This is a genomic window from Blautia luti (assembly GCF_033096465.1).
GTDB classification, from domain to species: Bacteria; Bacillota; Clostridia; order Lachnospirales; family Lachnospiraceae; genus Blautia_A; species Blautia_A luti.
On record NZ_AP028156.1, the window covers coordinates 134,051 to 145,919 of the forward strand.

Sequence of the window (11,869 nt, forward strand, 5' to 3'; positions counted from 1 at the left end):
AAAATAAGAGTGCCAGGCTTTATAATTACACTTAACAAAAGCAGATAATGGAACAGATAAAAAAATCCGTTGTCTGATAAAAAAGGGGATTATAAAAATTCTCTTAGTATTTAACAGGAGGAAACGAAAATGGAAAAATCAACCGTATATTTCACAGATTTCCGATGCTCAGTAGGAACCAGCCAGCTGGATAAGCTGAAAAAACTCTGTATTGTAGCTGGAATCAAAGATATTGATATGGAAGGGAAATTCGTAGCGATCAAGATGCATTTCGGAGAGCTTGGAAACATGGCATTTCTGCGTCCGAATTATGCAAAAGTAGTCGCTGATCTTTGTAAGGAGCAGGGAGGACTTCCGTTCCTGACAGACTGCAACACCCTTTACCCGGGAAGCAGGAAAAATGCCCTGGAGCATCTGAATTGTGCGAACATGAATGGTTTTAACACCATCACTACCGGATGTCAGATCATCATTGGTGACGGACTGAGAGGTACGGATGAAGTGGAAGTGCCTGTAGTAAATGGAGAATACTGTGAAACAGCACTGATCGGACATGCAATCATGGATGCGGATATTTTTATCAGCTTAACTCATTTCAAGGGACATGAAGCGACCGGTTTCGGAGGCACGCTCAAAAATATCGGTATGGGCTGCGGAAGCCGTGCAGGAAAAATGAAACAGCATGCCAGCGGAAAACCGGCTGTAAATGAGGAACTCTGCCGTGGATGCCGCCGTTGTGCCAAAGAATGTGGCAGTGATGCCATTACCTATCTGAATAAAAAAGCAGTTATTGATTATGACAAATGTAAAGGCTGTGGACGCTGTATCGGAGCCTGCAGTTTTGACGCAGTTTATAATCCAAACAGCAGTGCCAACGAACTTCTGGACCGCAAAATGGCTGAGTATGCACAGGCAGTCTGTCATGGACGTCCATGTTTCCATATTTCCCTGGTGCAGGACATCAGCCCGAACTGCGACTGTCACGGAGAAAATGATGCGCCGATCCTTCCAGATATCGGAATGTTTGCAAGTTTTGACCCGATCGCACTGGATCAGGCATGCGCAGATGCCTGTCTGAAAGCAGCACCTATTGCCAACAGCCAGCTGGGAGAACATCTGGCGAAACCGGACTGGCACTGCCACCACGACCATTTCAAAGATTCCAATCCAAACATTGAGTGGGAGGCTACACTGGATCAGGGTGAAAAGATAGGACTGGGAACCAGACAGTATGAACTGAAGATTGTGAAATAGAAAAGGAGCAGTGTGAATTACAGCTTTACAATTACGGAAGTATTGGACACTTCTGGGTGAAAAAATACGAAAATCTCCGGGTACTGGAATATCAGATCGAGATCTTGCGTGATAAGTATGATTATCTGGGAGAGGAAGTTTTATAGAGATACTGTTCACGCAGATATAGAAATAAAAGGAAGGAGAGAGGGGCTATGAAAAGGATGTTTGCAATACTGCTGGCATTTCTGGTACTTGTTCAATCTACCTGGGTCTTGGCAGCAGATTTTTCAGATGGGACAGGAGATGATACTTTTTCTTCGGGATCAGAAGACATGATAACAGAGCCATCTGAAGAAGAGATTTTTTCTGAACCGGATATGTCTTCGGAGGATGAAACGTCAGAGGATAATTTTTCGACGTCTGATGAGGAGGAAAATGAAACACAATCAGCGCAAAACGATCAGGAACAGGAAATAACTGCAGAAAGCCTGATTGGAAAAGATTATTATGCAGGATCTGACTATATAGGATTCTTCAGAGGAACAACTACTTCTGATAATAAAGAGATCTATTTTAAATGGAAAAAAGGATATGAGATCCTGTATCTGTACATATCGGATGTGCATAGTACTTCGCCGGATCACTTTTCTACATTGCTGTACTTAAATTATATGAGCGATTTTTCCACTGTTTCTGTTTCAGAAAGAAAGTCTTATTATGGGGCTTGTCTGGAAGGTACTTTGGAGAAAAATGGACAATGGGAATTTAAAATAACAGATATTTTTGGGTCAGTAGTATACAGGCAGAATTTTGATGAATCTGGTCAGAAGGCACTTTTTGATCTGAATGATCAGAGGATTCTGCTGGACAGTGAAGGAAGTGTAAAGGGATCTTATTATGTAAGAGACGGGAACTCAGTCAAAGCGGAACTCGATTTGATCACATGGGAGATCCAGGATACGAAAATTGCGCAATTTAAAGGTTTTTCCTATGATATTTCAGCAGAAAATTCCAGAAATGTAATTGCTTCACTAAACATAAAATTAAAAGCTGTCAATGTGGGAAAAACGACTTTGACAGGTACTACTGCGGAGGGAAAAACAGTATCCTGTACTATTTATGTAGAACCTGAGATGAAAGTTACAGCACCGGTAAGCATTCCTGACAGTGATGAGATCATATGTAAGATTTCTCTTCCAAAGGCAAATAAAGATTATCTGGATAATTATATGAAAAATCTGAAACATACGATCAAGAATAATGATTCAACAGGTTCCTTAACAGAGGATTCTTTTTCATATAGTATTTCTTCTGATAATACCAGCGCTTCAGGAATATTAAAAGTAAGAGCTTCCGGTTCTCAGGGAAGTGCAGATATCACTTTCACATCAGAAGGTGGATTTTCGAAAACGGTTAATGTTCCTATTGCAAGAGATAACATTTCAGATTACTTTGTGCTGAGAAAAGATACGAATCGTTTTGATCATGCTCATAGTACTTGGGGGACTGCAGATTTTTCAACGGATTATCTGGATCTTCTTTTAAACATGCAGTCGAAACATCCGGTCATCAGCAAAAACAGATTACGCCAGGAAGAGCACAGAGCCTGGGATGGTTCCTGTCTGGGAATGGCATTATCTATGATTTACATGAATGAAGGAATGCTGTCTGAGCGTTTAGGAGATACCTATTATTACAGTTTCGACAACCCGCTTAAAGGTTCGCCGTTAATGAATACGATCAATTATTATCAGCTTTGCCAGAATTCAGATAATTTTTCATATTCTCATAGTACATATAAAGAAGGACTTACAAACCTTTTAATGGGAGAAAGTCTTAGCTCTTTTTTGAAAAATATGGTTACAGAAGCAAAGAAGAGTTCTAATGAACGCCTGCCATTCTGCTTTACCTATACCTATACTTATATGGTCGATAATAAATCTCACACAGATGGTCATTCAGTAGTAGTATGCGGATATGAAAAAGATGCTCATACAGGCGGGCATCTGATAAAAATTTACGATTGCAATACGATATCTTCCAGGTATCTGTATATGAATATTTCTTCAGATTTCAAATCTTTTTCATTTACAGACAGTAATGGCGCGGTGTTAAATTCTTTATGGAAAAATATGCAGTTTATAGGAATTAATGATCTGGCATCCGCATCATGGAATCTGTTAAAGAATTCAGGAAAAAGTATGGTAAGTGTCAATGCTGCATCCGCGTCACAGAATACTGCTGAAATAAGTTTTTCTGCATATAAACAGTTTAATCTGAAAAATGAAAAAGGACAGACACTGTCATATGATGGAAATACATATGCGGGAAATCTGCCGGTATATTCTTCAAAAGTAAGTGGTGAAACAAACCCTGTTATTACAATTGAAACGGATCCGGTTAATTCTTTCGAGGTTTCCGGTTTTACTGATGAATTTGAGATTTCGGCAGAGATAAATGGAAAATATTATAATGCCAGTACAGATGGTGCTTCGAAAATAGTGCTGGATAAAACGAATGGAATTGTGACAGATGGAGAAAATTACTCATTTTCTATGGCGGTAAGTGCAGATCTTCAGACTTGTGATCTTTTTCAAGTTTCCGGATCAACCAGTGGAACAAGTAACATGACCAGTGATGCTGATAAGATTACTTATCAATCGGAAGAGACAGTTTCCGGTGTAAATGTAGCTATTTATAATGGAAATGATTATCGTACGGAGAATGTGAATTCTGATTGTGATGAAATCAGTTTCTCCGATACATCTGCAGGGCAGTTAAGTGTTTCGAAAATATTGACATCCGGAAGCTGCGGAGCAGATGCTCAGTGGAAATTAAATACCCGGGGGATACTCACGATCAGTGGTTCTGGTAAAATGGAGGATTTATATGGAGAAACTTTTGTGCCTTCTTATTATCAGTCCAAGGTAAAGAAAGTAGTAATACAGAATGGGATCACAAGGATAGGTGGTGCGGCATTTTTTGAATTGAGTAATCTGAAAGAAGCTGTGATTCCTGAGAGTGTGACGGAGATTGGATATCAGGCGTTTGCATTTTGCGGGATGTCAGATATTGTAATTCCGGCATCAGTTATTACCATTGAGGAAGGGGCATTTACAAGTGATAATCTGAAGAGTATCTCTGTAAATGCGGATAATAAATCCTTTACTTCTGTAGATGATGTTCTGTTCAGTAAAGATAAAACAGTGCTGGTGGCATATCCGGGAGGCAAGGCTGCGGAGTCTTATTCAATTCCGGAGGGAACACAGAAGATCGGCATTATGGCGTTTGAAATGCAGAGTAATCCGGAGTCTGTTATAATTCCGGCAAGTGTGGATTATATAGGAGAACAGGCATTCGGATGGATGGGCAAGAAACTGAAAAGTATTTATTTCAAGGGGGATATGCCGGTATTCGAGGAGAATTCCTATAGCAATGTATTTTCGAATACGACGACTACAGCGTATTATCCTGATGATAACAGTACGTGGAAAAGAAGTTCACTTCCCGGTGTGTCATCAGTAACATGGAAAACCTGGACAGTACCCGGAAAGCCGACAGTGACACCGACGGCAACGCCTACGCCAACGCCAAAACCGACGGTGACACCGACACCAACGGCGAAGCCAACGCCAAAGCCGACGGTGACACCGACACCAACGGCGAAGCCAACGCCAAAACCGACAGCAGCGCCGAGCCCAACGGTGACACCAACACCAACGGCGAAGCCCACAGCGACACCAAGGCTGACGGTAACGCCTGGTCCCACAGCGACGCCGAAACCGACAGCAGCGCCGAGCCCAACGGCAGCGCCTGAACCAACGGAAACACCTGCGCCGAAGCCAACGGTGGCACCGACAGCAACCCCTGCACCAACGGCGAAGCCCACAGCAGTTCCAACCCCTGCTGTGCTTACAGGAAAGTTCACAGTCACTCTTTCCAAAACATCCTATACCTATAATGGAAAAAAACAGACTCCGAAAGTTACAGTAACTTATAAAGGAAAAACTGTTTCTTCGAAATACTATACAGTAAGTTACAAAAACAACAAAAACGTAGGAAATGCATCTGTCACTGTAACGGGAAAAGGAAAATACAAAGCCTGCTCAGGAAAAGCATCATTTAAAATTATCCTAAAGCCAGGAAATATATCAGAACTGAAAGCCGGAAAGAAATCCGCATCTGTCAAATGGAGCAAAATATCAGGAGCAGCCGGATATCAGCTGCAGTACAGCACCAGCAAAAAATTCTCAAAGAGTAAAACTGTAAAGATATCAGGAACTGCAAAAAATAAGCAGACAATTAAAAGTTTAAGTTCCCAAAAGACTTATTATGTAAGAATCCGTGCATATAAGACGGTAAACGGTAAGAAATGGTACGGAGCCTGGTCGAAGAGTAAAAAATGTTGTGTTAAATAAGAAAACAAGGTCTGAACGCTGAAAAACAATGTTCAGACCTTGTTTTTATCTACTGGTACCGCAACATAACAATTGAATCAAAGCTATCTCCGTGATCCAGCCACTGGCAGCTGCCGTCATTTTTGGTGCAGATGTCTTCGATGATAGATAAGCCGAAGCCATGGTTTACGATATCGGATTTGGAGGTTTTGTGGTCAAAAGTTTGTGCAGGGTCTTTGCTGTTTCGCATATGTATGGTAAGAAAACCAGCTGACATGCGTGAGGTCACGGAAATAAAAGGTTCCGGAAGTCCGCATGTACTGCAGCTCTCAAGTCCATTATCCAGGAGATTGAAAAATATACTGCTCAGTTCAGAAGAAGAAATGCACGACTTCTCCGGAAGAAGGATCTCATAGCTGATTTTGACATTTTTCTGCAAAGCCAGAAATCTTTTGTCCGCAAGGATCGCATTGATCAGGCTGTCATGGCAGATCGGGTGGAAACGCTCCTTCTGGAAATTATCTGTAATAGCAGGAAGGTAGTTCTGGATCTTATCATATTCACCTGACTTCAGATAAGTCTGAAGTGTCTGGAGATTCTGGATCGTGGCCTGCTGGAATGCCAGCGTTTCCTGACGTCTGGAAATAAAAAGCTGTTCCTGATCTTTCTGCAGCTGTTCCTGTTTCTGAAGAGACTGGAATTCTGCCTCCTGCTGGGCGTTTTTCAATGACTGTTTAACCAGAAGATAGAGATGCCTGTAAATAAACAACAGCAGGAAAGACTGGATAAGCAGGAAAATATAGGCAATTTCAGACTTTACGGAAAGCAGAAAATTGCACAGCTGGACTCCGAAAATTTCCAGAAACAAAATAATAAAACCAGATTTCATAAGTTCCTCTTTTCCGGCGGAAGATCTGAAAGAAGAGATTCCAGATATTTCTCTGCCTCATCGTATTTCTTAGTGTTTATCAGGTAATTCAAAGAAAAAAGATGATTCTCCATGTCGTGGTTCCATTTGCGCACAGAACGGTATTCCTTCTCCATTTCCTGTGAAAATTCCATCTGTTTTCTGGTAAAATCCATCTGCTGAACAAGCAGCTCATGCTCCTTTTCCCTGGCGTAGATATTGCGGAAAGCCCGAAGCACAATAAAATAACAGAGAAATTCAATCAGCCAGTACAGAAAGATCAGCCAGCCATACCAGGGAGAATTTTCCTTATACAGGATCAATCCCGTAATAAGAGACGAAACCTGTGCAGGAAAGACCAGTTCTGCAAGGGTAGTCAGATGGATGCTGTGAGAGTACTTTTTCAGCAGGGGAACTACCTTCGAGATGATCAGTAATGCAATAAGGAAGGTCAGAGTTGTCATAAGAAGGAGTTCCCATGTGGTAGAAAGCGTATGGTAAATGTTATAAGCTGCTTCTCCGTGGAGCAATGCATAAAGTGACAGGATCAATGATCCGGAAATGGATTCAGAGATCATCATGATCGAGATATAGATCAAAAATGCCGAAAGCTTCCTTTTCAATGTATCTGTAAAAAGGAGAATCACCCACAGGACAAGGGCTAGCTGGAGCACCCAGGTTCCGAAACTCTGATAAAAATATTTTACGACAATGGCGAAAGCCGTAGAGATCATAAAACAAAGAAAAATCCGTACGCGGCTTCGGGAGAGAAATTTCCCGGAAGGTGTAAGGATGCCGGGGAAAAAGAGAGCAGCGCAGCAGGAAATGGAAAAGGATGCCGGTAAAAGTGAACATAATAAATATTTGAGAATATAAACCATGATATTGCCTTTCTGTAAATAATATAAAGTTACCTGAGCATCAGCAGCGAAAATGCTTTTTTTGTATCATCATAATGGGCACGGCTGACAGGAATGCCCTTCCCGTTATTCAGTATGATCTCAGCATGATGAAGACTGGTGACTGCATGCAGATTTACGAGAAAGCTTCTGTGGCAGCATACAAAAAAGGAAGGAAGCTGCTGTTGAAGTTCACTGAGTTTATCTCTGGTGGTATAGGTTTTATTTCCGGTATAAATAAAAGTTTCCCGCAGATTACGCTCCAGATACAGAATATTATCTGCAGGAATTCTGAGCTGAGTCTGCTTTACCTTAAAGGTAAGATACTGTTTCCGGCCGGTGTCCAGATTTTTCAGCGCAGCATGCAGGGCATCTGCCAGATAATCATTCAGCCGGTTTTTGTTAATGAAGTAGGTATGCTTCGTTGAATAGACATCGGAAGCATACTCCAGATACTGGCTGATGAAGATCAGCTGTGTCTGAGGATTCCGGCTGTTGATCATCTGTCCCAGATCGATCCCTGAAATAGATTTGTCCTCCAGTTCAATATCCAGAAAAACAAGGTTATACTGACAGACATTCTCTGACAGTGCTTTCAGGAATTCCCTGCCGGAAAGGAAAGAATCCAGTTTATAGGGAACATTTAACATAGTTTTAAGGTTGTTTTTTATAATTTCAACGAAGATCTCATTGTCTTCGCAGATAGCAATTTTCAGCATAATTCAATAATTCACCTTCGGATGTATATGTATTCAGCTAATTTTTGGCCGTAGTGTCTTTATAAGAACAATATACAGGAAAAATGGTGGAAAGTCTACGGCAAATATTACAGCAGCAGATCGTGAAGGGGAGAAACATGCCAAATATTACAGTTTTATGGTTAATTATGCAAATTGGTTGAAATAAATACAAAAAACTATACAATAACACCTGTGAGGTAATTTCCAAGCCGGTAGTAAAAGAAAAAGATAAAATATTTACTTATGAAACAAGGGCCGAATCCCGGGGACGGGGTTTAGGTCCTTGTTTTATGAAATTAGTTGAACGGGAGACGATATGCTGATACAATAATATTTAGGATAAATATGGAATATTATTGTGTTATAAAAAAGATTTACAGGAGGTTTTATGTTTACTTTAGTTCAGAAAAAGAAACAAAATACGCAGAGTATAGAAGGAAATATACATAAATCTCAGGATATTTTTGGTAAATATCAATCCGACTGCCTGAAGGGAATTGCCATCATTATGCTTATTGCCCATCACTGCTTTTTGGGGCCATCCCGTTATAAAGGTCAGGAGCTTATTTTTATCATACCTGAATCAGTGTGGAATTATGTTGCTCTTTTCTTTAAAATATGTGTGTCGCTTTTTGTTTTTATCAGTGCATATGGATTAACGAAAAAGATGATGTCTTTGCCAAAAGATGCAGATAGTCAGACCACCCATAAATTTATAGGAAATATGATTTTATCAAGGGTGATCCGTCTGCTGGGAGGATTTATTTTTGTATTTTTGCTGGTAGATATTTTTGCATTATTCTATGATCCGGGGCGTCTGGCTGAAATTTACGGAAGCGTCTTTCCTCTGAATATGGAATACTATATCCTGGATATGCTTGGCCTGGCCCAGCTGCTGGGGACACCTACATTTCTCGGAACTTACTGGTATTACAGCCTGGCACTGATACTGATCGTACTTGTTCCCCTGTTTTATCTGCTTTTAGAGAAGGTGGGGTCTTTAGCGTTTTTGTGTGTGGTTGCAGTACTGAATTTTACAGTTACTTTCGGAAACATAAATATCTGGCATTATATCTTGTGCATTGCTGTCGGTATTGCTGCGGCTTATGGTAACACGATTACCCGAATGGTACAGTTTCGGATATGTGGCAATAATGTGATTAATAAAATTTTGAAATTCCTGCTGGAATTTTCAGGAATACTACTTGTGATGAGCGTACGTGAAGGTCCGTTAAAGGGTGTTCTGTATCCGTTCTGGGATGCGGTTATTCCGGTTATGGTAACGGCTTTTGGATGTGAGTTCCTTTTCTCCCTGCCGGGACTTAAACAGGTCCTGAGGTTCCTGGGAGTATATTCTGCGAATATTTTCCTGGTTCATAACTATATCCGCAGGGTTTGGTTCTATGATTTTACATACAGTTTTAAATACCCGCTGTTGATCGTAAATGTATTGATGATCATTTCGCTGATGCTCTCTATTGGGATAGAATTTTTGAAGAAAGTTCTTCATTATAATGAGGCCGTTGGCAAGATTGTTAAGCTTATAAGTCGGGGAAGGTGAAAAAGGATTATTGGAAAAGATATGATACAGGGTCTGGACTTCGGGGACGGGGTTTGGGTCCTGTTTTTTTGATAAATTTAAGAAAATGGCCAGAATTTGTCGAAACATTTTAGTTGAATTATCGCCCATATTGTGCTAAAGTAAAACAAAGCATTTCATTTCTATCATTCTATACGGACATTTTCCGTATCTGAGCTTATCAGCCGTTCGGCTATCACGAAGAAATCTCAATGCTTAAATAACTTGATCAGGCAGGGAGGTTTCCGGAAGATTATTACCATGGGATTCTCCCGACAGTGCAAAAGGAGGATTAACATGGCAGAAAATAACACCGATGTTTTACCTGCGAACCGGATTTATAAATCACGGATCTTCGCAATGCTGTTCAGCAACAGGAATGAACTGCTGAAACTTTACAATGCGATCAATGGAACCAGGACATAACCGAAAACTGATGGAAACCGGCAAAACACTTCAGGACTACGCAGAATATACATCACGTGTAAGAACCTATGCAGCAGAAATGTCGCTGGATGAAGCCGTAGAACGTGCTATCACGGAATGCATCAGAGAGAAAATATGTGAAAATAAATCCCCAACAGGGTCTGAACTGAGAAAAAAGTTCAGGCCCTGTTTGCGTTATAGTTGTAAACAGAAATTGACAGCCAATTTCCCTACAAGTTATAATAAGAAAAATACTTACCAACAACTTTAAATATCAGCAGTTATAGAAGACAGGAAGAGTATGAATGAGAGAAATAAAACAGGACAGGAATCATAACAGACATAAGAAGAAAATTGCAGCACTGCTCGGCATTTTCTGCGTGGGAGCTGTTCTTTTCAGCGGATGTGCCGGTGTGGGAGATGTACAGAAGGGAAATACCCGGAGTCTGCCCCAGGTTATTGTGGGCAGTGATGATTATCCGCCGTTTAATTTCGAAGATGCCGGAAGCATTCCAATCATTGCCATGACTGCCAATGCCTTCGACGAAGATGTGAGACAATGCATGGAAGCGGGAATGAATGCACATCTTTCCAAACCGCTGGAGATGAAAAAGGTTGTGGAAACCATTGCCGGATATTGTGGATAAAGAGCGTGATATCTTTTACATTTACAGTAAAGTAACAGTCTGGTATACTATAGAGAAAAAAGAGGAAATCGGTTATGGAACAGAGAAAAATTATTATGGATTGTGATCCGGGAATTGACGATGCAATGGCATTGGCGTATGCAGCTTCCAGACCGGATGCGTTTAAAATCCTGGCAGTTACCACAGTGGCAGGGAATCAGGAACTTCAGAAAGTAACAGCGAATGCGCTGGATCTGACTGCGTTTTATGGTCTGGATACAGAGGTGGCAGCAGGAATGTCCCAGCCGTTGATCAACAAACTTGCACCGGCTACAGATTATCACGGAGAGAATGGACTGGGAAATTGTGTTCTGCCTGGGTCTGAGAAACAGGCAGTGGAAGAAATGGCTGTATTTTATATAAGAAGAAAGCTTATGGAGCTTCCGGAGAATGAGAAAGCTACTCTGGTCTGTACAGCGCCTCTGACAAATATTGCTATGCTTCTGAAGCTTTTTCCGGAAGTAAAAAGCAGAATATGTGAGATCATATTTATGGGAGGTTCCGCATCAGGAGGAAATGTAACTGCTTCTGCAGAGTTCAATATTTATACGGATCCGGAAGCTGCGAAGATTGTATTTGGTTCCGGTGTGCCCCTTGTAATGTGCGGCTTGGATGTAACGGAGAAATGTGTGCTTACAGCGTCCCAGATCGCGAAACTGGCACAGTCCGGCAATAAGATCGCTCATTTCTGCGGAGAAATGGGAGCCTACAGTCTGGATCACGGGAACAAATATAAAAGAGTGGTAAGCATTCACGATGCAGTGCCATTTATGTATCTGACCCATCCGGAGATCTTTGAAGCAGAGAAAGCCGTGTTGGATGTGGAATGCTCAGACTGTGCGTCCAGAGGTAGAACGATCTGCGATTTCCGCTGGTGGAGAGAAGAAGAACTGGAAAGCAATAATCTGGTGCTGATGAGAGCAGACAGCACAGAATTCCAGAAATATCTCATCGAAGGTCTTTATGAACTGGGTGAGATGGTGAAAGGAAACTAACAAG

The 11,869-nt window shown here is 41.3% G+C and carries 8 protein-coding genes and 2 pseudogenes; 7 read left to right on the forward strand and 3 right to left on the reverse strand.

Annotated features, from left to right (window positions below; translation table 11 throughout):
• Window positions 1-129 precede the first annotated feature (129 nt).
• The 3 genes and pseudogenes from R8695_RS00655 (at window position 130) to R8695_RS00665 (ending at window position 5,654) form a co-directional block, all read left to right on the forward strand.
• Window positions 130-1,254 (forward strand): DUF362 domain-containing protein, encoded by a 1,125-nt coding sequence (locus R8695_RS00655; protein WP_154780767.1) that lies wholly within the window; start codon window positions 130-132, stop codon window positions 1,252-1,254.
• Between the two features lie 14 nt (window positions 1,255-1,268).
• Window positions 1,269-1,391 (forward strand): annotated as a pseudogene (locus R8695_RS00660) (DUF3878 family protein); the annotation flags it as partial.
• Window positions 1,392-1,448: 57 nt separating this feature from the next.
• Complete coding sequence (locus R8695_RS00665; RefSeq protein WP_154780766.1) at window positions 1,449-5,654, forward strand: leucine-rich repeat protein; 4,206 nt, start codon at window positions 1,449-1,451, stop codon at window positions 5,652-5,654.
• Between the two features lie 49 nt (window positions 5,655-5,703).
• Here R8695_RS00665 and R8695_RS00670 read toward each other — a convergent pair whose 3' ends face one another.
• The 3 genes from R8695_RS00670 to R8695_RS00680 form a co-directional block, all read right to left on the reverse strand.
• The gene (locus R8695_RS00670) at window positions 5,704-6,522 is read right to left on the reverse strand and encodes a GHKL domain-containing protein (protein ID WP_154780765.1); all 819 of its coding nucleotides are present in this window, start codon (window positions 6,520-6,522) and stop codon (window positions 5,704-5,706) included.
• Window positions 6,519-7,139 (reverse strand): hypothetical protein, encoded by a 621-nt coding sequence (locus tag R8695_RS00675; protein WP_154780764.1) that lies wholly within the window; start codon window positions 7,137-7,139, stop codon window positions 6,519-6,521. Before R8695_RS00675 ends, R8695_RS00670 begins: the two co-directional genes overlap by 4 nt.
• 311 nt (window positions 7,140-7,450) lie before the next feature.
• Window positions 7,451-8,158, reverse strand: a complete 708-nt coding sequence (locus R8695_RS00680) for a LytR/AlgR family response regulator transcription factor (RefSeq protein WP_154780763.1) — start codon at window positions 8,156-8,158, stop codon at window positions 7,451-7,453.
• 409 nt (window positions 8,159-8,567) lie between these two features.
• Here R8695_RS00680 and R8695_RS00685 point away from each other — a divergent pair, with 409 nt between their 5' ends.
• From R8695_RS00685 to R8695_RS00700, 4 genes and pseudogenes are all read left to right on the forward strand, one after another.
• Window positions 8,568-9,740 carry an acyltransferase family protein gene (locus R8695_RS00685; protein ID WP_154780762.1) on the forward strand — a complete coding sequence of 391 codons (1,173 nt, stop codon included), beginning with the start codon at window positions 8,568-8,570 and terminating at the stop codon, window positions 9,738-9,740.
• A 315-nt stretch (window positions 9,741-10,055) separates the two neighbouring features.
• Window positions 10,056-10,184 (forward strand): hypothetical protein, encoded by a 129-nt coding sequence (locus R8695_RS00690; RefSeq protein ID WP_279238211.1) that lies wholly within the window; start codon window positions 10,056-10,058, stop codon window positions 10,182-10,184.
• Window positions 10,185-10,678: 494 nt separating this feature from the next.
• Window positions 10,679-10,831: pseudogene (locus R8695_RS17820) on the forward strand (response regulator); the annotation flags it as partial.
• A gap of 74 nt (window positions 10,832-10,905) precedes the next feature.
• Window positions 10,906-11,865, forward strand: a complete 960-nt coding sequence (locus R8695_RS00700; protein ID WP_118511809.1) for a nucleoside hydrolase — start codon at window positions 10,906-10,908, stop codon at window positions 11,863-11,865.
• The last annotated feature ends 4 nt before the right edge of the window (window positions 11,866-11,869 follow it).

Coding starts and splice junctions, on each gene's coding strand:
- R8695_RS00655 (WP_154780767.1), top strand. CDS start 130: ATGGAAAAATCAACCGTATATTTCACAGATTTCCGATGCTCAGTAGGA.
- R8695_RS00665 (WP_154780766.1), top strand. CDS start 1,449: ATGAAAAGGATGTTTGCAATACTGCTGGCATTTCTGGTACTTGTTCAA.
- R8695_RS00670 (WP_154780765.1), bottom strand. CDS start 6,522: ATGAAATCTGGTTTTATTATTTTGTTTCTGGAAATTTTCGGAGTCCAG.
- R8695_RS00680 (WP_154780763.1), bottom strand. CDS start 8,158: ATGCTGAAAATTGCTATCTGCGAAGACAATGAGATCTTCGTTGAAATT.
- R8695_RS00685 (WP_154780762.1), top strand. CDS start 8,568: ATGTTTACTTTAGTTCAGAAAAAGAAACAAAATACGCAGAGTATAGAA.
- R8695_RS00690 (WP_279238211.1), top strand. CDS start 10,056: ATGGCAGAAAATAACACCGATGTTTTACCTGCGAACCGGATTTATAAA.
- R8695_RS00700 (WP_118511809.1), top strand. CDS start 10,906: ATGGAACAGAGAAAAATTATTATGGATTGTGATCCGGGAATTGACGAT.